The 23477-nt window shown below is 67.2% G+C and carries 28 protein-coding genes, 1 tRNA gene and 1 pseudogene; 10 read left to right on the top strand and 20 right to left on the bottom strand.

Going from position 1 to position 23477, the window contains the following annotated elements:
* Positions 1 to 15: 15 nt before the first annotated feature.
* Positions 16 to 630, bottom strand: coding sequence for a hypothetical protein (locus GOAMR_RS23885; protein WP_005193370.1), 615 nt, complete (start codon positions 628 to 630; stop codon positions 16 to 18).
* 151 nt (positions 631 to 781) lie between these two features.
* Entirely contained in the window at positions 782 to 1225 is a 444-nt protein-coding gene (locus GOAMR_RS22240) for a hypothetical protein (protein WP_050942851.1), read from the bottom strand.
* 222 nt (positions 1226 to 1447) lie between these two features.
* On the opposite strand from GOAMR_RS22240, the gene GOAMR_RS22235 reads away from it, so the two are divergent.
* The 6 genes from GOAMR_RS22235 to mnhG are packed head-to-tail and all read left to right on the top strand — an operon-like array spanning position 1448 to position 8093.
* On the top strand, positions 1448 to 4390 hold the full coding sequence (locus GOAMR_RS22235) for a Na+/H+ antiporter subunit A (RefSeq protein ID WP_005193368.1): 2943 nt from the start codon (positions 1448 to 1450) through the stop codon (positions 4388 to 4390).
* Positions 4387 to 5025 (top strand): Na(+)/H(+) antiporter subunit C, encoded by a 639-nt coding sequence (locus GOAMR_RS22230; protein ID WP_005193367.1) that lies wholly within the window; start codon positions 4387 to 4389, stop codon positions 5023 to 5025. Before GOAMR_RS22235 ends, GOAMR_RS22230 begins: the two co-directional genes overlap by 4 nt.
* Positions 5022 to 6650 carry a Na+/H+ antiporter subunit D gene (locus GOAMR_RS22225; RefSeq protein WP_005193366.1) on the top strand — a complete coding sequence of 543 codons (1629 nt, stop codon included), beginning with the start codon at positions 5022 to 5024 and terminating at the stop codon, positions 6648 to 6650. The genes GOAMR_RS22230 and GOAMR_RS22225 overlap by 4 nt, the downstream gene beginning before the upstream one ends.
* Entirely contained in the window at positions 6647 to 7501 is an 855-nt protein-coding gene (locus GOAMR_RS22220) for a Na+/H+ antiporter subunit E (RefSeq protein WP_005193365.1), read from the top strand. The genes GOAMR_RS22225 and GOAMR_RS22220 overlap by 4 nt, the downstream gene beginning before the upstream one ends.
* 5 nt (positions 7502 to 7506) lie before the next feature.
* Complete coding sequence (locus GOAMR_RS22215; protein ID WP_373278794.1) at positions 7507 to 7761, top strand: monovalent cation/H+ antiporter complex subunit F; 255 nt, start codon at positions 7507 to 7509, stop codon at positions 7759 to 7761.
* On the top strand, positions 7758 to 8093 hold the full coding sequence (gene mnhG / locus GOAMR_RS22210; RefSeq protein ID WP_005193363.1) for a monovalent cation/H(+) antiporter subunit G: 336 nt from the start codon (positions 7758 to 7760) through the stop codon (positions 8091 to 8093). Before GOAMR_RS22215 ends, mnhG begins: the two co-directional genes overlap by 4 nt.
* A gap of 4 nt (positions 8094 to 8097) precedes the next feature.
* Here mnhG and GOAMR_RS22205 read toward each other — a convergent pair.
* The 3 genes and pseudogenes from GOAMR_RS22205 to GOAMR_RS22195 all read right to left on the bottom strand — a co-directional run bounded on the left by GOAMR_RS22205 (position 8098) and on the right by GOAMR_RS22195 (position 11920).
* Positions 8098 to 8658: pseudogene (locus tag GOAMR_RS22205) on the bottom strand (Uma2 family endonuclease).
* A 96-nt stretch (positions 8659 to 8754) separates the two neighbouring features.
* Positions 8755 to 10713, bottom strand: a complete 1959-nt coding sequence (gene recQ / locus GOAMR_RS22200) for a DNA helicase RecQ (protein ID WP_005193360.1) — start codon at positions 10711 to 10713, stop codon at positions 8755 to 8757.
* A 208-nt stretch (positions 10714 to 10921) separates the two neighbouring features.
* Entirely contained in the window at positions 10922 to 11920 is a 999-nt protein-coding gene (locus GOAMR_RS22195; protein ID WP_005193359.1) for a hypothetical protein, read from the bottom strand.
* A 148-nt stretch (positions 11921 to 12068) separates the two neighbouring features.
* Between GOAMR_RS22195 and GOAMR_RS22190 the strand changes: the two genes are divergently transcribed.
* Complete coding sequence (locus tag GOAMR_RS22190; protein ID WP_005193358.1) at positions 12069 to 12908, top strand: lysophospholipid acyltransferase family protein; 840 nt, start codon at positions 12069 to 12071, stop codon at positions 12906 to 12908.
* On the top strand, positions 12905 to 13618 hold the full coding sequence (locus GOAMR_RS22185; protein ID WP_005193357.1) for a haloacid dehalogenase type II: 714 nt from the start codon (positions 12905 to 12907) through the stop codon (positions 13616 to 13618). The genes GOAMR_RS22190 and GOAMR_RS22185 overlap by 4 nt, the downstream gene beginning before the upstream one ends.
* Positions 13619 to 13622: 4 nt before the next feature.
* Here GOAMR_RS22185 and GOAMR_RS22180 read toward each other — a convergent pair whose 3' ends face one another.
* From GOAMR_RS22180 to GOAMR_RS22130, 14 genes are all read right to left on the bottom strand, one after another.
* A complete protein-coding gene (locus GOAMR_RS22180) occupies positions 13623 to 15092 on the bottom strand; it encodes a flavin-containing monooxygenase (protein WP_005193356.1) in 1470 nt (489 codons plus the stop codon).
* A gap of 431 nt (positions 15093 to 15523) precedes the next feature.
* Positions 15524 to 16084 carry a recombinase family protein gene (locus GOAMR_RS22175; RefSeq protein ID WP_005193355.1) on the bottom strand — a complete coding sequence of 187 codons (561 nt, stop codon included), beginning with the start codon at positions 16082 to 16084 and terminating at the stop codon, positions 15524 to 15526.
* Between the two features lie 81 nt (positions 16085 to 16165).
* Positions 16166 to 16342: a hypothetical protein gene (locus tag GOAMR_RS25260; protein ID WP_005193354.1), complete on the bottom strand. Its 177-nt coding sequence runs from the start codon at positions 16340 to 16342 to the stop codon at positions 16166 to 16168.
* Between the two features lie 221 nt (positions 16343 to 16563).
* A complete protein-coding gene (locus GOAMR_RS25775) occupies positions 16564 to 16692 on the bottom strand; it encodes a hypothetical protein (protein ID WP_259064566.1) in 129 nt (42 codons plus the stop codon).
* Positions 16689 to 17036, bottom strand: a complete 348-nt coding sequence (locus GOAMR_RS22170) for a hypothetical protein (RefSeq protein WP_005193353.1) — start codon at positions 17034 to 17036, stop codon at positions 16689 to 16691. Before GOAMR_RS22170 ends, GOAMR_RS25775 begins: the two co-directional genes overlap by 4 nt.
* A complete protein-coding gene (locus tag GOAMR_RS22165) occupies positions 17033 to 17728 on the bottom strand; it encodes a hypothetical protein (protein WP_005193352.1) in 696 nt (231 codons plus the stop codon). The genes GOAMR_RS22170 and GOAMR_RS22165 overlap by 4 nt, the downstream gene beginning before the upstream one ends.
* A 467-nt stretch (positions 17729 to 18195) precedes the next feature.
* Positions 18196 to 18360 (bottom strand): hypothetical protein, encoded by a 165-nt coding sequence (locus GOAMR_RS25255; protein WP_005193350.1) that lies wholly within the window; start codon positions 18358 to 18360, stop codon positions 18196 to 18198.
* Positions 18357 to 18770, bottom strand: a complete 414-nt coding sequence (locus GOAMR_RS22155) for an endonuclease VII domain-containing protein (protein WP_005193349.1) — start codon at positions 18768 to 18770, stop codon at positions 18357 to 18359. Before GOAMR_RS22155 ends, GOAMR_RS25255 begins: the two co-directional genes overlap by 4 nt.
* Positions 18767 to 19762, bottom strand: coding sequence for an AAA family ATPase (locus GOAMR_RS22150; RefSeq protein ID WP_244427484.1), 996 nt, complete (start codon positions 19760 to 19762; stop codon positions 18767 to 18769). The genes GOAMR_RS22155 and GOAMR_RS22150 overlap by 4 nt, the downstream gene beginning before the upstream one ends.
* Positions 19763 to 19950: 188 nt before the next feature.
* Positions 19951 to 20265, bottom strand: coding sequence for a DUF2742 domain-containing protein (locus GOAMR_RS22145; RefSeq protein WP_005193346.1), 315 nt, complete (start codon positions 20263 to 20265; stop codon positions 19951 to 19953).
* Positions 20266 to 20405: 140 nt separating this feature from the next.
* Positions 20406 to 20672, bottom strand: a complete 267-nt coding sequence (locus GOAMR_RS22140; RefSeq protein WP_005193343.1) for a hypothetical protein — start codon at positions 20670 to 20672, stop codon at positions 20406 to 20408.
* Positions 20669 to 20845 (bottom strand): hypothetical protein, encoded by a 177-nt coding sequence (locus tag GOAMR_RS25250; RefSeq protein WP_005193342.1) that lies wholly within the window; start codon positions 20843 to 20845, stop codon positions 20669 to 20671. The genes GOAMR_RS22140 and GOAMR_RS25250 overlap by 4 nt, the downstream gene beginning before the upstream one ends.
* A complete protein-coding gene (locus tag GOAMR_RS22135) occupies positions 20842 to 21075 on the bottom strand; it encodes a hypothetical protein (RefSeq protein ID WP_005193341.1) in 234 nt (77 codons plus the stop codon). The genes GOAMR_RS25250 and GOAMR_RS22135 overlap by 4 nt, the downstream gene beginning before the upstream one ends.
* Before the next feature lie 74 nt (positions 21076 to 21149).
* Positions 21150 to 21362: a helix-turn-helix transcriptional regulator gene (locus GOAMR_RS22130; RefSeq protein WP_005193340.1), complete on the bottom strand. Its 213-nt coding sequence runs from the start codon at positions 21360 to 21362 to the stop codon at positions 21150 to 21152.
* 102 nt (positions 21363 to 21464) lie between these two features.
* Here GOAMR_RS22130 and GOAMR_RS23880 point away from each other — a divergent pair, with 102 nt between their 5' ends.
* The gene (locus GOAMR_RS23880) at positions 21465 to 22061 is read left to right on the top strand and encodes a helix-turn-helix domain-containing protein (RefSeq protein WP_005193339.1); all 597 of its coding nucleotides are present in this window, start codon (positions 21465 to 21467) and stop codon (positions 22059 to 22061) included.
* Positions 22045 to 23247, top strand: coding sequence for a tyrosine-type recombinase/integrase (locus tag GOAMR_RS22120; RefSeq protein WP_005193338.1), 1203 nt, complete (start codon positions 22045 to 22047; stop codon positions 23245 to 23247). The genes GOAMR_RS23880 and GOAMR_RS22120 overlap by 17 nt, the downstream gene beginning before the upstream one ends.
* Before the next feature lie 63 nt (positions 23248 to 23310).
* Here GOAMR_RS22120 and GOAMR_RS22115 read toward each other — a convergent pair.
* A tRNA-Pro gene (locus GOAMR_RS22115) sits at positions 23311 to 23384 on the bottom strand.
* Positions 23385 to 23477 lie beyond the last annotated feature (93 nt).

The following is a 23477-nucleotide window of genomic DNA, read 5'->3' as shown; positions in this document are numbered from 1 at the left end:
AGCCACGGCTGGCCGCTACGCACCGGAACCGGTGGTGGCCTGGCCCGTCTGGTTCTGACCCGTCTGGTTCTGGCCGGTCTGGTTCTGGCCGGTCTGGTTCTGGCCGTTCATGCCGCCCTGCGTTCCGCCGGGTCCGCCGCCCATCCCGTTCTGCCCCTGCATTCCGTTCTGCCCGCCCTGCATTCCGTTCTGCCCGCCCTGCATGCCGTTCTGGCCCTGCATGCCGTTCTGATTCTGGGTCCCGTTCATGCCACCCTGCATGCCCCCTCCGGGACCGCCGTTCTGGGACATGCCGGGCCGGCCGTCGGACGATCCGCCGTCCCCGGCGACATAACCGGCACCGAAACCGATCAGCGCGAACGCCGCCGCCACACCGATCCCGCCGGCGATGAGGGTGTTGCGGGTGGTCAGCACCTTCCCCTCGGTCCCGCCCGTCGCCGGCTGTCCGGACTGGGGATACGACGCCTGCGCGTTCCCCTGTCCCCCGTTTGCCTGTCCACCGCTCGCCTGTCCACCGCTCGCCTGTCCCCCGTTCGCCTGTCCACCGTCGACCAGCGGCAGTTCGTCGGTGTGGTCGGCAGCGGTCGGCCGCTGCCGGGGGTGGGTGGTCGGTTCGTGGGTAAACGACATCAATCTTCCCTTTCGCTCACGTGGGTGGTCGAACCTCGTGGTTCGTTCCTCTCGTGAGGACCACAGTGCGGGCGGTACCTGCCGCCCGCCTGCCGGGAAGTTGCGAATCAGCTGTGCGTGCGCGGCCAGAGTCAGATCAGTGTTAGATCCTTCAGGGCTTGACCTTGGTGATCTGGTAGAACAGCGCGTTCGGGCCACCCGCCGCGCCCGCGATGGTGCCCACCTGCACCCAGAACATGTGACCGCGTGGTTTGTCCTTATCTGCGTTCTTCGACAACAGCACCACGCGCCGGCCGGCGTCGGTGGTGCGCTGTGACTCGGTGTAGCCGGCGTCCTTCAGTTTCTTCACCGCGGCGTCGAGTGCGTTGCCCTCGGCGCCGGGTCCCTGCAGGGTGACGCTCCAACCGTCGTCCTCGTCGCCGGAGACATTGAGGACGGTGCCGTCGGTGAGCAGCGGAACCTCCGACCGTGGGAAGCCCTTGGGCAACGACACGCCCCCGGGACCGTCGTCGCTGTCCGACGAGCAGCCCGCCACCAGCCCCCCGACGACCAGAAGCGACATGATGAGCATGAGCAACCTGCCACAACGGTTCATGAGAGCAACGGTAAGATACCCATAACGGGCCCACAACGACGCCCATCCGGCGCGTCTGTTCCTGACACCGTTTTACCGGCTGCATCTGTGTACCGGCTGCAACGTGACGATCGGCTCGACACACCACCAGTTCGATGACCACGACCGTTCGATGACAACGACATCCGCCGGCTGCACGACTGAACGGCAGCACGGCGTACCGAAAGCAGACAGGGTGCCCATTTGATTGCTGTGTTGGTCGCGCTAGGCCTGTGCGCCCTGTTCGCGCCGCCGGTGATCCATCGGGTCGGCATCCGAGGTTTCTACATCCTCGCCCTCGCCCCGGCCGGGGGACTGGTCTGGGTGATCGTCAACTGGCCGGCCGCCCACGATCCGCCGCGCGTGGAGACGCTCACCTGGGTCGAGAGCCTCGACATGAGCATCGTGCTCCGGTTCGACACCCTCGCGGCGGTGATGTCGGTGCTCATCCTCGGTGTCGGGGCGCTGGTGCTCTGCTACTGCGCACACTACTTCGACACCCCCCGCCCACGGGTGGCCGTCTTCGGCGGCGAGATGGTGGCCTTCGCCGCGGCGATGTTCGGTCTCGTCGTCAGCGACAACATGCTGGTCCTGTACGTGTTCTGGGAACTGACCACCATTCTGTCGTTCATGCTGGTCGGCTTCTACGCCGTCCGCGCCACCTCCCGCCGCGCCGCCACGCAGGCGCTGCTGGTGACCACCGCCGGCGGTCTCGCGATGCTGGTGGGCATCATCATGCTCGGCGAACGCACCGGCAGCTATCTGCTGTCCGATCTGCTGGCCGACCCACCCGCCTCGGGCGTGTACGTGCAGGTCGCGGTGATCCTCGTGCTGGTGGGTGCGCTCAGCAAGTCGGCGATCGTGCCGTTCCACTTCTGGCTGCCGGGCGCGATGGCCGCGCCCACCCCGGTCAGCGCCTACCTGCACGCGGCGGCGATGGTGAAGGCCGGTGTGTACCTGGTGGCGCGGCTGGCGCCGGCGTTCGGTGCGCTCACCGGCTGGCAGATATCGGTCATCACGCTGGGGCTGCTCACCATGCTCGTCGGCGGCTGGCGGTCGCTGCGTGAGCTCGACCTCAAGCTGGTGCTGGCGTTCGGTACGGTCAGCCAGCTCGGTTTCCTGTCGGTGCTGGTCGGTTTCGGCGACGCGAACGTGATGATGGCCGGGCTGGCGATGATCATCGCGCACGCCATGTTCAAGGCGTCCCTGTTCATGGTGGTCGGCATCATCGACCACTCCACCGGCACCCGCGACGTGCGTAAACTCGCCCGTCTCGGTGAGCGGCTCCCCATCTTGGCGGCTGTCGCCGCAGTCGCGGGCGCGAGCATGGCCGGGCTGCCGCTCACGATGGGTTTCGTCGGCAAGGAGACCGCGTTCGCGTCGGTGTGGGACTCCGGCGCCCTCGACACCTGGCAGACCCGCACCGTCACCATCGTGATGGTGATCGGGTCGGTGATCACGATGGCCTACACCACCCGCTTCATGTGGGGCGCGTTCGGCCGCAAGGTCCGCACCGAGCCGAGCGCCGCGGTGCTCAAGATGCACCGCCCGAGCGCCCTGTTCTATCTGGCCCCCACCGTCCTCGCGGTGGCCGGCGTCGCGGCCTCGTTGCTCGCCGGGCCGATCGGTTCGCTGCTCGAACCGCACGCCGAGACGCTGCCCGGGTTCGGTCACGAGCTCGAACACCTCGCCCTGTGGCACGGTTTCGGCCGGCCGGTGGTGTTCTCGATCATCGTCATCGTCGGCGGCGCCTGCCTGTTCCTGCTGGTCCGCAGGCTGCGCGATCTGTTGTTCGGGTTCCGGCCACTGCTCAACGCCGACCGCATGTACGACGCCACGCTGCGCGCCGCCGACACCCTGTCGCTGTTGCTGACCCGCAACACCCAGCGCGGTTCGCTGCCCATCACGCAGGGCGTGATCCTGTCGACGATGATCATCCTGCCGCTGGTGCTGCTGTTCACCGGTGCGCGCACCTCGCTCGAACTGAGTGGTTTCGACGCCGCCTCGCAGGTGGTGGTCGGCGGCATCATGGTGGCCGCCGCGCTGGCCGCGACCGTGATGCGCAACCGGCTCGCCGCGACGCTTGTGGTCGGGGTGACCGGTTACGGCTGCGGCACCCTGTTCGCCCTGTACGGTGCGCCCGACCTGGCGCTCACCCAGTTCCTCGTCGAGACGCTGACCCTGGTGATCTTCGTGCTGGTGCTGCGCAAGCTGCCCGCCGAACCCGAACCCCGGCACGCCACCGGCTTCAAACCGGTCCGCGCGCTGCTCGGGGTGGCGTTCGGTGTCAGCCTGGTGGTGATCGGCCTGTTCGCGGCCGCCGCCCGGTCCGAGCAGCCACTGCACATCCACATCCCCGAGGCCGCCTACAAGTTCGGCCACGGCGCCAACGCGGTCAACGTCCTGCTGGTGGACATCCGCGCCTGGGACACCCTCGGCGAGATCTCGGTGCTGATCGTCGCCGCGACCGGTGTGGCGTCGTTGGTGTTCCGCAACCGCCGGTTCGGTGCCGCGCCGCGCGTCGCCGACGCCACCCGCAACGGCCACGACGACGACGATGTGCCGCCGGACCGCACCACCTGGCTGCTGGGCAGCGACCTGCGCGACCCACGGCACCGGTCGATGGTGCTGGAGGCCACCACCCGGCTCATCTTCCCGACGATCGTGGTGCTGTCGGTCTACTTCTTCTGGGCCGGTCACAACTCGCCGGGCGGCGGTTTCGCCGGCGGCCTGACGATGGGCCTGGGTCTGGTGCTGCGCTACCTGGCCGGTGGCCGCTACGAGCTGGGTGAGGCGCTGCCGCTGGAACCCGGCCGCATTCTGGGCGCCGGGCTGGCCATCTCGGCGGGCACCGCGACGGCGTCGCTGCTGCTCGGCGCGCCCGCCCTGTCGTCGGCGGTGTTCCAGGTGACGCTGCCGCTGCTCGGTGACGTCAAGCTGGTCACCGCGCTGTTCTTCGACCTGGGCATCTACATGATCGTGGTGGGTCTGGTGCTCGACGTCCTGCGCAGCCTCGGCGCCCGCCTCGACGTGGAGAACGTCGCCGAACCGAACAGCCCGGCCGCGCCCCGGTTGACCGTGGACACCGGCACCGGCACCGGACCGACCGACTCCGAGATGCTGCTGGCCGACGAGGTGCGACGATGAGCATCAACCTCGGCCTTCTCATCGTCGTCGGCGTGCTGGCCTCCTGCGGCGCCTACCTGCTCACCGAACGCAGCCTGGTACGGATGCTGCTGGGCCTGCTGCTGTGCGGCAACGCGATCAACCTGCTGATCCTGGTGATCTCCGGCGGGATCGGCGATCCGCCGATCAAGGGCCGCACGTCGGGCCGGTCCGGCGATGCCGACCCGCTCGCGCAGGCGATGGTGCTCACCTCGATCGTCATCACGATGGGTGTGGCGGCGTTCGTGCTGGCCATGGTGTACCGGCTGTTCGTGCTCAACCGCGACGACGACGAGGTGTCCGACGACACCGAGGACGTCAAGATCGTGAAGGGTTCGCTGTCGGATGCCCCCGACCGCGACCGCACCGACGACCCGGTGACCCTCGCCGACACCGCCGCCGGCGACCTGTACGACGACGAGGGCAACCCGCTGACCCCCGAGGAGTTCGAGGCCCTGCACCAGGACCAGATCGAGACCGACCTCATCCCCGCGAACCCCGGCGACATCCTCGACGAACTGTCCGACGAGGACCCGGCCCCGGCGGCTGCGATCACCGGCGCAGACTCGTCCGACGGCGACGAGCCGACCCACAACCCGGTGGGAGGTGACTCGTGACCCCGCAGAGTTCGTGGATCCCCGTCCTGGTCACGCTCCCGGCCCTGGTCCCGCTGATCGCCGCCGCCCTCACCCTGTTGCGCGGTCGCAGCCCCCGCTTCCAGCGGGCGGTCACCGTGATCGCGCTGGTCACGGTGTTCGTCGCGTCGTGCCTGATGCTGTACCTGACCAGCGAACACGGCACGTTCGCGGTGATGATCGGCGGCTGGGGCGACAAGGGCTACCCGAACGGTCCACTCGGCATCACCCTCGTCGTCGACGAACTGTCGGCGCTGATGCTGGTGGTCTCGACGATCGTGCTGCTGTGCGTGGTCCTGTATGCGATCGGTCAGGGTATCCGCGACGGCGCCAGCACCCGGCAGCCGGTGTCGATCTTCCTGCCGTCGTACCTGATCCTCACCGCCGGCGTGTGCAACGCCTTCCTCGCGGGCGACCTGTTCAACCTGTTCGTCTCGTTCGAGGTGTTGCTGGCGGCGAGCTTCGTGCTGCTCACCCTCGGCGCGAGCCCGGAACGGGTCCGGGCGGGCGCGTCGTACGTGATGGTGTCGATGGTGTCGTCGCTGATCTTCCTGGCCGGCATCGCGTTCGCCTACGCCACCACCGGCACCCTCAATCTCGCGGAGATGGCGGTGCGTCTCGACGACGTCCCCGACGGCACCCGCAACGCGCTGTACGCGGTGCTGCTGGTGGCGTTCGGCATCAAGGCCGCGGTGTTCCCGCTGTCGACGTGGCTGCCCGACTCCTACCCGACCGCCCCCGCACCGGTCACCGCGGTGTTCGCGGGCCTGCTCACCAAGGTCGGTGTGTACGCGATCATGCGCGCCCATTCGCTGCTGTTCCCGGGCGGTTCGATGGACAACGTGCTGCTCGTCGCGGCGCTGGCGACGATGCTGATCGGCATCATGGGCGCTATCGCGCAGGCCGACATCAAACGTCTGCTGTCGTTCACGCTGGTCAGCCACATCGGCTACATGGTGTTCGGGATCGCTTTGTCGTCGAAGATCGGCATGTCGGCGGCCATCTACTACGTCGCCCACCACATCCTGGTGCAGACGACGCTGTTCCTCGTCGTCGGTCTCATCGAGCGGCAGGCCGGGTCGGCGTCGCTACGCAGGCTCGGCGGCCTCATCGCGAGCCCGGTGCTGGCGGTACTGTTCCTGATCCCGGCCCTCAACCTGGGCGGCATCCCGCCATTCTCCGGGTTCATCGGCAAGGTGGCGCTGCTGCAGGCGGGCGGCCAGGACGGTTCGGTGCTGTCGTGGGTGCTCATCGGCGGCGGTGTGGTCACCAGCCTGCTGACGCTGTACGTCATGGCCCGCATCTGGACCAAGGGTTTCTGGCGGCCCCGCGCCGACGCCCCCGAGGGCGGCCTCGCCGACACCACCCCGTCGGCGCTGATCGACGAGAGTGCCGACGACATCGCCTTCGACGAACGTGAAGATGTGGGCCGGATGCCGCTGGGTATGGTGCTGCCGACGGCGGCGATGGTCGCGGCCGGTCTGGTGCTGACGATCTGGGCGGGACCGATCTTCGACTTCACCGACCGGGCCGCCGACGAGGTGGTCAACCGCGATGTCTATGTTCAGGCCGTGCTCGGAGATGCCGGAGGTGAGGGCACCCGATGAGTCCCGACAAACAGGTCCCCGAACGGGGGTCGAAGCGCGAGGAACTGCGGACGGTTCTGGCCGAACGCTATCCGGTGGCCAAGAAGGGCCCGATACGGTCGGCGCTGATCAACGTGTGGCGGTTGTCGTTCCTGACCGTGGTGTGGGCGCTCATCGGTTTCTGGGTGTGGCTGCACGGCCGGATCCGGATGCCCCGGTGGCTCGGCGGCGACGCCCGCGAGGTCGCGGTCCGGTTGTGGACGATCACCTGGTTGACGTTTGTGTGGGTGCTGCTGTGGGGCACCGTCTCGTGGGCGAATGTGCTCGGCGGCATCGGGGTGGCGTTGGCGATCATGATCCTGCTGCCGCTTCCCCGGGTCCCGGTGGAGGGCCGCCTGCACCCGTTCGTGGTGCTGCTGATCCTCGGCAGGCTGATGGTCGACTTCTGTGTGTCGAGCGCGCAGGTCGGCTGGGCCGCGATCCGGCCCGGCAAACCGCCGCTCGGCGCGGTGGTGCGGGTGCGTGTCGCGATCAAGTCCGACATGGTGCTCACCCTGGCCGTCGACTACCTCAACCTGGTGCCGGGCACGATGGTGCTGGAGATCGACCACCGCCGGCGCATGCTGTACGTGCACATCTTCGACGTCCGCAGCGAGGCACGGGTCAAGGCGTTCTACAAGCAGGTGGCGTGGGTGGAACGCGCGTTCATCCGGGCATTCGAGCGGGACAGCGAATGGCATCCGAGCCCGTACCACGGCATCGACGACGAGTTCCATCACGTCTCGCAGCACGCGCGCCGGCGGCTGGAGAAGCAGGGTGTGCTGGAGCGGGTCGACACGTCCGGCCCCGAGAGTCAGGAGCAGCGCCCGTGACGATCATGTGGACGGTCGTGACCGTTCTGCTGCTCACCTCCGCGGTGCTCACCACCGCCCGGATCCTGCTGGGCCCGACGTCCCTGGACCGGGTCGTCGCCCTCGACGTGCTGGTGGCGTTGTGCATGTGCGGGCTGGCCGCGTGGGCCGCCTACAGCGGTGATTCGACGGTGATCCCGGCGATCGTCGCGCTGAGCCTGCTCAGCTTCATCGGGTCGATCTCGATCGCCCGTTTCCGGGTACGGGACGACCAGTCATGATCGGGGATATCGTCTCGTCGGTACTGCTGGTGATCGGGTCGGTGATGGCGCTGACCACCGCGATCGGCCTGGTCCGCTTCCCCGACACCCTCTCGCGCATGCACGCGGCCACCAAACCGCAGACGTTCGGTCTGCTGCTCATCCTCACCGGTGCGGCGATCCGGCTCGGCGGCGACCACATCGACGTCGGCATGCTGGTGCTGGCCGCGATGTTCGCCCTCATCACCGCCCCGGTGGTGGCCCACCGCATCGGGCGGCTGGTCTACCAGGAGCAGCGCGCCCGCGACGGCCTGATCAACCCCGACGACATGGAGTCCGGCAACCGCGACTGAGTAGTCAGTGCACGAGATCGTCCGGCGCCACCGAGAACGCGAACGGTTCGGTGACCGAGAACGTCTGCTCCCCCGATGCCCGTGCCGCCTCGTGGTACGCCCCGTCGGTCAGGGCCCACGCGACGATGGACGGCTCGTCGGGATCCACCACCCAGTAGTGCGCACACCCGGCTCGCAGCAGCCGGTCCTTCTTCAGCAGCAGATCGATACCCCGCGTCGACGGTGACAGCACCTCGATCGCGAGCATCGGTGCGACCGGCAGGTCCCGGTCGGTGTAGTCGGCGTTCGGCGCGACGAGCAGATCCGGCTGGATGACGGTGTCGTCGGCGAGCACGACGTCGAACGGCGCCGGCAGCAGCTCCGCATCCTCCGGACAAGCCTAGGCCAATCGGACGAGCAGCCGGGCGACCGCCCGCTGATGCACCCGCCGCGGCGCCGGGCTCACGATGAGAATCCCGTCGATGAGCTCGTACCGGTGCCCGTCATCGGGCATCGCGTCGAGGTCGGCGCGCGTCAGTGCCCTGCCGCGTGGCAGCCCGAGCACATCCGAGGTCATAGCTGTCATGGTAAGTTCCCTCCCCTCCCATGGCCATCTATTCTGGCCCCGGAACCCACGGAACCGAGCCCGCGAACTTCCGGGCTGTGGATAACCGCGGACGACTCAGACGTGTTCGGCGATGACCGCGAGCACCGCCTCCCCGTATGTCTCCAACTTCTTCTCGCCGATACCACTGATGGTGCCGAGTTGGTCGAGGGTGGCGGGGCGGTGGGTGGCCAGGGCCTGCAGGGTCGCGTTGCTGAACACCACGTAGGCGGGGACATCCTGTTCCTTGGCGGTGGCGGTGCGCCAGGTGCGCAGTGCCTCGAACAGGTCGTGGTCGGCGGGGTCGAGGTCGGCGGCGGCGGTTGCCTTGCGCGCCTTCGACGTTGACCCGCTCACCCGCCCGATGGTGTCGCGGCGCAACGGAACCGGGGTCGCACCGCGCAGCACCCCGTCGGCATCGTCACCGAGGATCAGAGTGCCGTATTCGCCTTGGGCGGTGAGGATTCCACGCGCGAGAAGCTGCCGGACGACGCTGCGCCAGTCCTGGTCGGACAGGTCGGCTCCGATGCCGAAGGTGCTCAGACTGTCGTGCCGCTGGGACCGGATACGGTCGGTCTCCTTGCCGCGCAGGATGTCGATGAGGTGCCCGGCACCGAATTTCTGGCCGCGTTCGCGGTCGAGGCGCCAGATCGTCGACAGCAGCTTCTGTGCCGGGATGAGTCCGTCGAAGGTTTCCGGTGGCTGTAGGCAGGTGTCGCAGTTGCCGCACGGCTGCGAGTCCTGCCCGAAGTAGCCGAGCAGGTTCTGCCGCCGGCACGACACGGTTTCGCACAGGGCGAGCATGGCGTCGAGGTGCTGGCCGAGGCGCATCTTGAACGCGCGGTCGCCTGGGCTGGAGTCGATGAGCCTGCGCTGCTGCACCACGTCGGCGAGGCCGTACGCCATCCACGCCACGGAGGGCTGTCCGTCGCGGCCGGCGCGGCCGGTCTCCTGGTAGTAGCCCTCCACCGATTTCGGCAGGTCGATGTGGGCGACGAAGCGTACGTCGGGTTTGTCGATGCCCATCCCGAAGGCGATGGTGGCCACGACGATCACGCCGTCCTCGCGCAGGAACCTCGCCTGGTTGCGGGCCCGCACCCCCGCGTCGAGACCGGCGTGATACGGCAGCGCGTCAAATCCCTGCTTGGACAAGAACTCCGCCGTCGCCTCGACGCTCTTGCGGCTGAGCGCGTACACGATCCCGGCGACAGGCCCGTCCACCCCGACGAGTTCCGGGACCGAACTGATGAAGGACACCAATTGTTTTCGCGGTTCGGCCTTGGGGTCGATGCGGTACTGGATGTTGGGCCGGTCGAAGCTGGCGACGAAATGTTTCGCGTCGCCCAGCCGCAGCCGTTCGGTGATCTCGCGGTGTGTTTCGCGGGTGGCGGTGGCGGTCAACGCCATTCGTGGCACCCCGGGGAAGCGTTCGGCGAGGTCGCCGAGCGCGAGGTAGTCGGGCCGGAAGTCGTGACCCCACTGCGACACACAGTGCGCCTCGTCGATCGCGATGACGCTGAGCGTGCCGCGCTGGAGCAACTGCGTGGTCTGCGCCCCCGACAGCTGTTCCGGAGCCACATACAGGAGGTCGAGTTGCCCTGTCAGATAAGCATTTTCAACCTCACCGCGTTCCTGCGGCGACTGGGTGGAGTTGAGGTAGGCGGCACGCACACCGCTGGCCCGCAACGCGTCGACCTGATCGTGCATGAGCGCGATGAGCGGGCTGATCACCAGCCCCGTGCCCTCCCGCACCAGCGCGGGCACCTGGTAGGTGATGGACTTGCCGCCACCGGTGGGCATGAGCACAATCGCATCGCCGCCGCCGATCACCTGCTCGACGATCGCCGCCTGATCACCGCGGAAGGCGTCGTACCCGAAGACCGTGCGCAGCGCCTCGATCGCCGACCCGAACCGCGCCGGCGCGGGCCCCCGCGGGACGTCCCGAGACTCTCCCCACCCCTCGTCGGGTGGCAGCGTGTCGAGGTCGTCGTCCGGTGGCGGCTCATCGAAAAACGGCACATCCGCATAGGGATCCATTCCCCCACCCTAGTGGGGCGAGCCCGCCGCAACCGGACCACGACCTCTCCATCCACCTACGCGAGTGGCCGATGCCAACACGACAACATGTTTGGCCGCCCAGGCGGGTTGAGTTCTTGGCCCCGCCCCGTTCTGGACGACTGAGCGAGCAAGGGAGCCTGCGACCGTCGAGCGAGGGAGGAAGAACGGGGGTCAAGGGGCCAAAAGCTCAGGCCCGCCGCATGGACACCGAGCGGACGATGACCTCCATTGTTGACCAGGTCTGTACGGGCACGGGTCCGCCTCGTTCCTGGACGCGGCCGTGGACCCATTTGATGCCGAGGGAGGCGGCCTGGGCGGCTGCGTTGTGGGTGGTGGTGAAGTCGAAGGTGCGGCCGCCGAAGGCGAGGGTGGCGGAGACGGGCTGGGATTGGCCGTTGTCGCGGTCTTCCCAAGCGACGTTGATGTCGACGTCAGCATTGGTGGCGATGATGGGGTCGAAGCCCTGACGGTGCCAGGTGGCGGTGGCGTAGCCGCCGGCGCCGAGCATGGCGTTGCCGGTTTCCCAGGTGCCGTCCTCGTGGATCGCGCCCCACACGAACCAGTAGTGCTCGAGCTGGGCGATCTTGGAGAGCTGGGCGCTGAGGCCGGGGATGCAATACATGCGGTCGATGCCGCCGTAGCCGCCGGTGACCTTCTTGCCGTCGACGGTGCCGGCGACGGAGCAGCCGGTGCTGGTGTAGCCGACGGGGTCGGGGTCGCCGGGGACGTCGATGCGGGTGACGTTGCCGGGCAGCGGGGTGAGTTCGAGGTCGACGACGTCTTCTTCCTGCCAGCTGTATTTGGCGGGTGACAGGGTGATGTTCATGGGGTGTTTGAGCATCATGTCGAAGTTGGCGGGGGTGATGCGGCGCCGTTCGCCGCGGCCGAGCCACACGGCCGGTCCCCAGTACAGGTCGTGTTCGCCGGGGATGCGGATGCCGCGCGGTTTTTCCCAGATGTCGGCGGGACATTCGTGGACGGTGAAGTCGTAGGCGCAGCTCTGGGAGACGCTGCGGACGATCTCGTAGCGGGAGCCGTCTTCGGTGTCGACCATGGCCCACAGGAACGACAGGTCGTTGTGGAGGCCGGGGAATTGTTTGTCGGCGGTGGAGTGGTCCTGGGTGGAGGCGTCGACCAGCGTTACGTCGGCGATGATGTCGGCTGTGGCGACGTCGAAGTTGGACATGGGTGGGGGGCGCCTTCCCGGCCGGGGCAACTTACCGTCGCCATTACAGTTAATAGTACCGTTATATCGGTCACAGTGTCCTTGGCCCCGTCACGCGATGTCAAGAGCACGCCGGCCCGGCCCGGCCGGCACCGCTAACGTTGAGCGCATGAGCCGCCCCACTCCGGCGTCCTCGCGACGGCGCCGCGAACCGGTGTTCCGCACCCTGGAGATCATCGCCCGCACCCTCGTCCGCGCGCAGGCGCTGGACCTGCGCTTCACGGGCGTCGACAACATCCCCGACCACGAGTCGGGCGGCGCGGTGCTCACCGTCAACCACACCGGCTATGTCGACTTCATTCCCGCCGCGCTCGGCGTGTACCGGGCGGGCCGGCGCACCCGCTTCATGATCAAGTCCGAGGTCATGAAGATCGCCGTCATGCGCTTCCTGGTCAACCACACCGGCACGGTCCCGGTCGACAGGTCGGCGGGCGCGCAGGCGTACCAGGCCGCGGTGGAGCGGTTGCGGTCCGGCGAGGTGGTGGCCGTCTACCCGGAGGCCACGATCAGCCGCAGCTTCGAGCTGAAGGATTTCAAGACGGGCGCGGTGCGGATGGCCGCCGACGCCGGGGTGCCGATCGTCCCGGCGATCGTGTGGGGCGCCCAGCGCCAGTGGACCAAGGGCGGAACCCGCACCATGGGCCGTTCGCGGATCCCGGTGTCGGTCACGTTCGGGACCCCGTTCTTCATCGCACCCGACGCCGATGTCGCCGCCGAGACCGCGCGTCTGCACGAGGTGATGCACCGGATGCTGCTCGACGCCCAGCAGGCGTACGGTCCGCACCCGGCCGGCGAGTTCTGGGTTCCGGCCCGCCTCGGCGGTTCGGCCCCGACCCGCGATGAGGCCGCGGTCATCGAGGACGCGGAGGCCCAGCGCAAGGCCGAGGCACGGGCGCGCAAGGCCGCCGAACCGGCGCGAGGGTGGTGGCGCCGTAAGCTGGGCCGGTGATAACCGATGAGATCAAGGTCCTCGCGTTCGACACCTTCGGCACCGTAACCGATTGGTTCACCGGCATTTCCGGGATTGTCGGGGGCACGGTCCCCGGTGTCGACGCCGGGGATTTCGCCCGGCAGTGGCGCGCCCGGTACGCCCCGATCCTGGCCCGGGTGGAGTCCGGGGAGTTGCCGTGGCGTGGTCTCGACGATCTGCAGACCGAGACCTTGCACGACACCGCAACACATTTCGGTATCACCATCGCCGACGACGACGCGGCGCGCCTGGTGCGCGCGTGGCGGGAGATCCCCGGCTGGCCCGACGCCGCCGCCGGGCTGGCCCGCCTGCGCACACGGTTCACGGTGTGCGCGTTGAGCAACGGCAGTGTCGCCCTGCTCACCACGATGGCCAAGCGCAACGGCTTTGGCTGGGACTTCATCGGCGGTTCGGACCTGTGGCACCACTATAAACCGGCCCGCGAGGTCTATTGCGGCATAGCCGAACTCATGGAAGTCCGGCCGGATCAGGTGATGATGGTGGCCACCCACCAGAGCGATCTCGATGCCGCCCGGGGTTTCGGCCTGCGCACCGCCTTCATCGAGCGTCCACTCGAATGGGGCGGTGCGGTCAAGGATGATTCGGGCTCACCGCACAACGACTTTCACGCCTCGGATCTGAATGACCTGGCCGCGCAGCTGATCCCCCACACGACCAGCCTCCGGTGAGCCGCTAGCCGGCTGTGACCTTCTGACGCTCCCCCGTCCACACCAGACCGTCGTCGAGGTCGGCCCGGTTGGTGTGCCAGGCGTCGCGGATCACGTTCTGCGCCATGGTCCACGGGTATTCCTTGGCCGCGCGCGGCATCAGCGGCGCACCCCGTCGCAGGTACCCCGACTGCATGTCGAGGAACGGGCTGTCGGGACGCTCCCCGGTGTAGACGGGTACCACCACCGAACGATCGTCGGCGGACAGTCGTTTCAGGATCCGGGAGACCAGTCGTGCGGTCATGTCGGCGCGCATCGTCCACGACAGGTTGATGTAGCCGACGCACATCGCGAAATTCGGTACGCCGCTGAGCATCGTGCCACGGAACACCACCGTCTCCGACGGGTTGACGGGTGTGCCGTCGACGCTGAGCTGCACCTTTCCGAGCATGCACATCGCCAGGCCCGTCGCGGTGACGATGATGTCAGCGGAAACCTTTGTGCCGTCGGTCAGTTCGATTCCGTCCTCGGTGATGGTGCGGATACTTCCGGTGACGATCTCCGCGCCGCCGTCCTTGATCGCGGTGAACAGGTCACCGCCCGGCGCGATGCACAGCCGCTGATCCCACGGGTCGTACGGCGGGTTGAAGTGGGTGTCCACCAGAGCCTCGGATCCGGTGCCGCTGATCGCACCCTTGCGTAGTACGTTCCTCATCATCTTGGGTGCCCGTCTGCACACCTGGAACAGGCCCCATTGCAGCGCCGTGTTCTTCATCCGCATGATCTGGTGCGCCCGGCCGGCGGGCAGTTTGCTGCGCAGCAGGTCGGCGACCGGATCCTGGCGGGGTTCGGCCAGGATGTAGGTGGGTGTGCGCTGCACCATCGTCACGTGCGCCCCAAGTTTCACCAGGCTCGGCACCAGTGTCACCGCGGTGGCGCCCGACCCGATCACCGCGAAGGTCTTGCCGTTCGGGTCGAGGTCCTCGGGCCAGAACTGCGGGTGCACGAGTTGTCCCTTGAACCGTTCCCGGCCGGGCAGTTGCGCGTCGTAGGGCTCCTCGTAGTCGTAGTAGCCGGTGCATCCGACGATGAACCGGACGACGAGCTGCTCCGGCTGCCCGTCGACCTCAGCCTGGACGATCCAGCGCGCGTCTTCGCTGTTCCAGTCGGCGGCGATGATCCTGGTGCGGTAGCTGATGTGTTTGTCGATGCCGTGGGTCTCCACGACCTCGTGGAGGTAGTCGAGGATCTCGTCCCCGTCGACGATCGAGTCCTTGCCCCGCCACGGATGGAACGGGAACGACAGGGTGAAGAAGTCCGAATCAGACCGGATGCCCGGGTACCGGAACAGATCCCACGTGCCACCGAGTTGATCACGCGCCTCGACGAGCCGGTAGCTCAGTTCCGGGCACTGTTCTTGAATCCGGTAGGCGGCATCGATGCCGGAGATCCCGGCCCCGACGATCAGGACGTCATAGTCGGTTGCGCTACTCATCGTTGAGCTCCTAGCAGTACGTAAACCCCACGGATACGGGTCGGCACGTCAATTATGTCGATGCCGCCACGTATCCGTGGGGTTTACGTCAACGAACTCACAGCACCGGGAAAACGAGGAGGCCCCGACCGGATTTCTCCTGGTCAGGGCCTCTTCTGCTATCTCAACCTAGCGTCGGGGTGGCGGGATTCGAACCCACGACCTCTTCGTCCCGAACGACCCGTCTTGGTGTTTTGTGTTCGTTGGTCGTGTTGGTGTCGGTGAATATCGGCAGGTCACGGCGTTGGCGGTGTTGGCGTCGATGCGGGCTTGTGAATCTACTGCGGGCCATCTGCGGGCCATGCGCTGCGGACTCGTCGAGGTCGAGGGCTACAGACGGCGGCACCCGCGCCGGGGAGTTGGCGCGGGTGCTGGTGGTCGTCGAGGCGTGGCTACGCGCTGCGGCCCAGGTAGTTGTAGACGCTCTGGCGGGTGATGCCGTACTCACGGGCGAGGCCGGCGACCGACTCGCCCGCGGTGTGGCGAGCACGAAGCGCGGCGGCCTGCTGGTCGTCGAGGGTCGCCTTACGGCCCTTGTACTTGCCGGCGGCCTTGGCGACCGCGATTCCCTCGGCTTGGCGTTCGCGGATCATGGCGAGCTCGAACTCGGCGACCGCTCCCAACATGGTCAGCAGCATCTTGTTCATGGGGTTGTCGTCGCCGGTGAACACGAGTCCTTGGGTGACGACTTCGACGCGCACACCGCGCCCGGTGAGGTCGTCGATGATGTGGCGCAGGTCGTCGACGTTGCGGCCCAGGCGGTCGAGGGAGTGCACGAGGATCGTGTCACCGTCGCGGACGTAGGCGAGCATCTCGGCGAGCTGCGGCCGGTTCCGGTCCTTGCCGCTGGCCTTGTCGACGAACACGCGGTCAACGGTGATGCCGTCGAGCTGGCGGGCCTCGTTCTGGTCGACGGTGCTGACGCGCTTGTAGCCGATGCGGGTGCCGGTCATCGTGGGGTTCTCCTGCGGGTCGAGGTCTCGGGGTGAGGGAGTGCGACGGCCGGGGGTGGTGGTTCCCCCGGCCGGGGCCGGCTACAGGGCGGCGAGGTTGCGCCGGTAGGCGGCGGCCAGTCGCCAGCAGGGAATACCGGTGATCTGTTGCAGGCGCAGGGCTGCGGTTCCTCGGGTGTCGTCGTAGCGGTTGATGGCGTCGGCCATCATGCGGGCCATCATGAGGCCGGTCAGGTTGGTGGTGTCGGCGGTGGTCATCGGTGCTCCCTCAGTAGTGACTGTCAAAGTAGACTCTATAGTGTCTACTTGAAAGTGTCAAACAATCCACTTTCCGGCCCTACTTTGCTGGACTGATGGCGTCGGTCGGGGGTGTCTATTTGGGAATACCCCACTTAGACACGCCGCGTGTTCGAACACCACGAACCGACACACGACGATGCCCCGGCACCTGGTGGGGTGCCGGGGCAACCGGGGGTGGCTCACTCGTCGTCGAGGTCGGCGAGGGTGAGCCCGGTTCGTATCCCGTCGATGAACACGCGAGTCTCGCGTGTCGTCACCAGCTCGTCGAGACCATCCAACAACCGGACGGCCTCGGCCGGCACGCTCACGACTTGAGCCCTGCGGCCTTGAGCCGGCGTTCGTTCTCCTGCGCGAGCATGAACGCCTTCCACTCCGCCGACTGGTGAACCGCGGCCTCGGCGGTGGCCGTCTGCTCGGCGGCCTCGGCCACCTGCCGAGCGTGCATCTGCTCGGCGCTGTTCGCGGCGCGGTCCTGCTCGGCGGCGGTGGTGGCGGCCTGCTGGCGCTGCGCTGCCTCGGCGCCCGGCCGCTCGTCGTCGAAGATCCGCACCGCGGAGTGGTGCGCGCCCGGTGTGTGCGGATCCATGCGGACCACCTGCGGGCGTGCTGCGGGCTCGTGGATGGTGAGCTTCTTGTTCGGGCTGGTGTTCATCGGGTGACCTCCTGCTTGTATCGGGGTTTGCGTTCCTCGGCAAGGCGCCGTTGCAGCGCCTCGTACTCCTCGCGTGCTCGCTGCTCGCGGGCGTTCTCCTCGGCGATGTACTCGGCCGTCTGCCGTTCGGACTCGGCGAGCGAGTCGGCGGCCCACTGCTCACGTGCGGCCACGGCGGTGCCCTGCTCCTCGGGTGTCAGGAACTCGTGCGGCCCCTGACTCGGGTGCCGGCCGTGCGCATCCTTGGCGGCCTGCTCGGCGCCTCGGTCGGCGCGGAACCGGGCGAGGCCGGCGACCTGCTCGGGCACGTCGAGGGCGTCGGCACGTCGGCCGGCGTCGTCGATGCGGGCAGACCGATCGGCGAGCACCGCACCGAACTCGGTGTGCGCGGCGACGAGCGCGGCGTACGCGACGTAGACGGGTGTGCAGTCGGTCAGGTCGGCGACGTCGGCGGCCAGCGCGTCGAGCTGGGACCGGCGTTCGGCGGCGACCGCGGCCTCGGCGGTGGCCTTGGCGCGCTTCTCAGCACCCTCGGCCCGCAACCGGGCGAACGTCAACGCGTCCTTGAGTTTCGAGAACGTCGACGGGGTGACGGTGCCTCCGTCGGCGATCTGCTGTTCGGCGTCGGCGACCGCGGCCTCGGCGGCCGTCACCTCCTGCCGCGCCTGCTCCGGCGAAAGAATCTCAGACATGGTGTGAATCTCCAATCATGATGTGTAACAACAGTTTATGGCAATTGATCGTCCCGTACCCGCACGCAACGGGCGGAACTCGCGCCGGCTTTACTGGCCTCGGCGGTGTTGTTCTTGGATTCGCTGTGATCGTTCGATCTTCTTGTCTATGCGGGCTATGGCTTTGTCTCGTTGGTTGAGTGCGTGGTGTTTGGTCCAGGCTTCTCGGCGGTTCTTTGCGGGGGTGGTGTTCTCGTCGTTGGGGGTGTGGTGGGCGTGGTAGGTGGCGCGGGTGCTGGTGGTGTCGGGTGTGAGGGCGATGGAGTGTTCGGCGTAGGGCTTGATGGGTTCGCCGCATGTTCGGCAGTGGTGGGGTGGTTGTTGGGGTGATGGGAGGTTGGGTGCTCGGCGGTTGATGGATCGGTAGTTCACGCCGTTGATGCGGTGGTGTCCGCGGCGTTCGAGCCATTCGCTGTCTCGGCGCATGGTCACTGGTCTCCGATGTGGTGGTCGTGCCATTGGTCGATGGCGTCGGATAGGGCGGCGAGTTGGGGGTGTGTGTATTCGCCGGCGCGGGCGCGGTTGGCGAGGTCGTGGAGTCGGTAGGCCATTTCGCGTCGTTGGGCGTTGCTGGGGCGGCTGGTGTCGGTCATGTGGGGTCCGTTCGGGGTTGGTTGAGGGTTTGTGCGGCTGGTGGGTGGTCGAGGTAGGTGACGGCGCGGGCGAGGGCGTCACGCGGCCACCGGCCGATCAGGATGTGGTTGCACGGCCCACACAGCAGGCCGCGAACGTCGCCGGTGTCGTGGTTGTGGTCGACGGCCAGGCGGCGTGCTTTGCCGGTGGCGCGTTGGCAGATGGCGCACACACCGCCCTGTGCGGCGTACAGGCGGTCGTAGTCGTCGCCGGTGATGCCGTAGACGGTTTCGACTCGGCGGGCGTGGGCGCGGGTTGCGTCGGCGCGTCGTTTGGCGCGGTGGTGGGTGTGGCATCGGGGGCCGGGGTGCGGTGCCGGCCGTTGCGGCCGATCGGTGGGGCAGTCCTTGCACCGGCGTTCGGCGCTCATCGTTGGTTCTCTTTCTTCCATGCCTTGTAGGCGGTGCGGGCTCGATGGGCGTTCCAGTGCAGGCGCTTCTGCGCATCGTTCCCAGACGTCGGCGGCGGTTCGAGACCGGCGACCGCCGCGATGTCCTCGGCCGGTGCGGTCTCGCCGGGGTTCCGGGCATCGGCGGCCGGTGGGTGAATCGACGTCTTGTCGGCGAGCATCACGAACTTGCCCGCGAGCGGTTCCTTGTCACCGGTGGGTGAGCTCTGCCGGAGACCGCCGTGCCGGTCCTTGTGGATCGCCAGGAACGCGGAGCCACCCTTGCCGGGGGTGAATGCAGAATCGACGGTCACCCGGATCGAGGTGCCACCGATCACGCGCTTCTTCGCCACCGTGCCGGTTGCGCCGTATGCGCGGGAATCGCTTCCCTTCGACAGATGGTCGATCGCCACGACGGCGGCGCCGGTGTCGGTGAACGGCTTGATGTAGCGGCGGTGCACCGCGGTGAAGTCGTCGGCCTTGTCGGTGCCTGCGCTACACAGCGGTACCAGCTCGCCAAGGGAGTCAATCACCACCAGGTTCGGTTCCCACACGGTCATCACGGCCGCAATCTCGCGAATCTGGGCGGAGCTGTCGGGCTGGATGTACAGGAACCGTTCGTGGTCGCGGAGTCGCTTCTCGTCGGCGCCGAAGTCCAGTAGCCGGGTGACTGTCGGCTCTGGGCCGTTGTGGTCGAGGTCGATGCGCAGCACACCACCGCCGGCGTTGAGGACTTCGGCCGTCACGTAGTCGAGCAGCAGGGTTTTACCGGACTCGGGATCGCCGAACACAACGTTGTACTGCCCGCTGTAGAACAGGCCGACGCCGTCTGTGCGGAGTCCGATGTCTGGGGTAGGCGGGTCGGGTATGCCGTTGTCGAGCACGTCGGCGACGTCGACGAAACCCAGTTCGAGCAGGTGCGTCCGGGACGCGTCTGGGACGCGTTCAGACCCGTTTTCAAGGTCCGGACGCACCTTCGAATTCAGTTCGGAAACGTGCATGTCAGAGCGTCGGGACGCGTCCGGGTCTATAGGTCCGGACGCGTCCCGATTTGCGCCACGGGTGCGCTTTCGGCGTCGAGGTGCAGCGGGTACGTCCGGACGCACTTCCACGGGCATCCCGTTCTCGTCGTACTCCGGCTTGCCGTGGTAGTTCGGGACGCTCACGCGGTTCTCCTGGGGATGTAGGCGCCGGATTTGAGTGCCTGGTCTCGGTCTCGGACTCGTTTCGCTACGGCGGTCCAGTCGGCGGCCTGGGACACGGCGACCGCGGCGGCCTTGTGGGCGTGCCGGTAGTCGTCGAGGTCGCGGTGGTAGATGTCGCGGACACCAGCCGTGAGCAGTTCGATGAAGTCGGCGCGGTCGATGTCGTCGGGTAGGACGGCGGCCTGGGTGAGCTGGTACCGCAACCGGTTTGCGCTCTCGTAGTCGAGGTGCGGGCGGTCGGTGGGTGGTTGCTCGGGGCTGGTGTGCGGCATACTCTGGGCCTCGCGGTTCTGTTCTGGTGGCGGCCGTCCCGGGGTGAGAGTTGGGACGGCCGCCACAGGCGTTTACGGGGTGTATCTGCCGGCCAGGTAGGCGACGGTGGTTGCAGCGGCCACGGCGACCGCGAGCGAGGTCACGGCGCGCTCCTGCGGGCGTCCTCCACGAATTCCCAGAAATCGACACCGACCACGACGACCCAGCCCTCGCGGTCGCTGTAGCAGTCGATGACGTCGGCGGCGAGACCCGGAATGTCGAGGTCGTCGACGTCGCCGTGTACGGCGGTGACCAGTTCGACCAGGCGGTCGACGGCGTCGTCGAATGTGCCGGGCTGGTCGAGGATCGTGTCGGCTTCGGCGAGCAGGGTTGCGGCCGGCATCGGGCGGGTAAGGTTGTTGTTCATCGGATCTGCTCTTTCATAGCGGTGGGTTCGTTGCCCTCGGTCTGGTGCTTGGCGGTGCTGGCCGGGGGCACTGTCTTTTCGGTGGCGCGGGTGAAGCGGGCCGGGCCGCGGTACTCGTCGGCGCCGATGCCGGTGTCGGCGTGCGCCACCAGGTGCCCGTAGCGGTCGTTCACGCCGGGACCTCGCTCATCACCGACTGGAGCGCCGCGAGGAACCGTTCGGCGTCGGCGCGGGTCAAGTTGTAGCTGGGAGCGTGCCCGTAGTGCCGGTCAGGAATGTTGATCCACACCTGTCCGTCGTCGGTGATGCTGACCGATGCGTTGCCGTAGGAGCTGCGGTTATCGCCGGTGCCGGCGAGGTGAACCGTCTTCTCGGCGATGGCGTCGACTGAGGGGAGTGTCATTGTGTTCCTTCGTGTTTCGATCGTGTGGTGTCGTGCCCGATGGTCGGGTGCGCGGTCTCGGCCACGCGGAGCGGCTATGCCGCGCCACCTCGGGTGGTGGCCTGCTCCTGCTCGGCGAGCCAGCGTTCAACCTCGGCGCGCCGGTACAGAACGCGGCCGTTGATGACGAACGACGCCGGCCCCTCACCCTTGTGACGCAGGTAGCGCAGGGTGTTCGGGTTGAGGAACGGCCAGTGCTCGCACGCCTGCTTGGTGGTGATGACGTCGTCAAACTGGTCCTTGGTCATGTAAACCCTCGTTTCTGATGCTGTTCTGCAACATGCTGCGTGCAGAGCAATTTCATCATCGGCACGGTTGTACGTGTTGTCAAGTGGCACTACGGTGTGTGAATGCAACAGGACAGGTTCGGCCCAGCGCTGCGACGCCTTCGCGAGGACAGAGGACTCACTCAGCGCGCATTCAGCGAGCAGTTGGAGAACAGGACCGGCGTACGCATCGACGCCTCAGGTATTCATCGGATCGAGACAGGCAAGCGCGAACCGCGACTCGGCGAGGCGATCGCGATAGCCGAAACCATCGCCGTGACGCTTGACGAACTGGTCACACAACACGAGAGACCTCAAGCTGAGGCGCTGCACGCGTTCACCCAAACATGGACTGCGGCAGTCGATGAGCTGAACTCATTGATAGACAAGCTGGACACCGCCCAGCGTCAGCTACGAATGTCCCCAGAGGATCTATCGCACCTCGCGGATGCCCCAGACGACAACCTCGGCCCGGATCTCAACCGGGCGTTCAATGCGGCGTTCTCGGCGATCGAGGACATACGTCGGCTCATCGACGTTCGGCAAGGGATGCGAACAACAATCGCGTACGCGGAGCAGCCGGAAACCGAGATACGCAAAGGATTGAATATCGGTCCCGCTGACGACATTGTTGCCGCGAACCGGCAGAAGATGGAGAGATGGCGTGCCCCAAAGACGTAACCCTCGGTCCGGCGTCGAGGACCGATGGAGCAAAGTCGATGGAACACCAAGCGCCAAGCACGGCAAGGGTTCCCGCTGGCGCGCACGATGGGTTGACGCCGACGGCGACGAACAAGAGAAACTGTTCAGAACCAAGGTCGAGGCAACGAAGTTCCTAGCTGAGGTCACCTCATCCATCGTCACCGGAACCTACGTTGCACCAGGGGCCGGGAATGTCACCGTCGCCGTGTTGAAGGACCAGTGGGTCACGACGTTCGGACATTTGAAGGCGACCACGAAAGCGACCCGGGAAACGACGTGGAACGCGCACGTCCGGGACCGCTGGGGCACTACCCCGGTCAACGAGATTCAAACGTCAGCAGTGCGTTCATGGGTGCAGCAGATGACCGACGCCGGCACGAAACCGGCGACCATCGAGAACGCGCTCGGCGTGCTGCGCGGCATCTGCGCACTGGCCGTCGAGGACCGACGACTCGCCCGTAACCCGGTCTCCGGGGTGAAGGCCCCACGCCGTGAACACGTCGCTCGCGCCTACCTCACCCACGGCCAGGTGGCGCAGCTCGCGGACACGATCGACGGACGGTACGAGGTCGTTGTCCTGATGCTCGCCTACACCGGCCTGCGGTTCGGTGAGCTGGCGGCGCTGCGGGTGCAGGACTTCGACATGCTGCGGCGGCGCGTGAACGTACGGCAGTCCGTCACCGAAGTCGGGAAGATCGTCTGGTCATCGCCGAAGAACCACGAACGTCGGTCGGTGCCGTTCCCTCGGTTCCTCGCGGATCCGCTCGCGGCCGTGATGGTCGGGAAGGGCCGCGACGATCTGGTGTTCACCGCGGCGCAAGGTGGTGTGCTGCGACTGAACACGTGGCGGCGGCGTGAGTTCGGGCCGGCCGTCGAGGATCTGCGGCCAGTCGACGACGACGGTAAGCAGCTCGGCGACTTCCCCACGGTCACACCGCACGATCTGCGGCACACCGCGGCGTCGCTGGCGATCTCGGCCGGCGCGAACGTGAAGGCCGTGCAGACGATGTTGGGACACAAGTCGGCGGCACTCACGCTGGACACGTACGCCGATCTGTTCCCGGATGATCTGGAACGAGTAGCCGACGCTCTGGACGATGCCCGGTCGAAACTACTGCGGGCCAACTGCGGGCCAGCGCCGGAATCGGCGAGCATCGTGCCGTAGAAACGAGGAGGCCCCGACCGGGTTTTCCCTGGTCAGGGCCTCTTCTGCTATCTCAACCTAGCGTCGGGGTGGCGGGATTCGAACCCACGACCTCTTCGTCCCGAACGAAGCGCGCTACCAAGCTGCGCCACACCCCGTGTGCAACCTCAGAAAGGTTACATCACCACCGACCGGGTTAGAAAATCGCCTGGTCAGCGCATAGATCCACCCCTAACTGGAGGATCCACCGG

The sequence above is a fragment of the Gordonia amarae NBRC 15530 genome, from assembly GCF_000241345.1.
GTDB classification, from domain to species: Bacteria; Actinomycetota; Actinomycetes; order Mycobacteriales; family Mycobacteriaceae; genus Gordonia; species Gordonia amarae.
The sequence above is the reverse complement of the archived record's forward strand: the minus strand, read 5'-3'. Positions and strand labels throughout refer to the sequence as shown.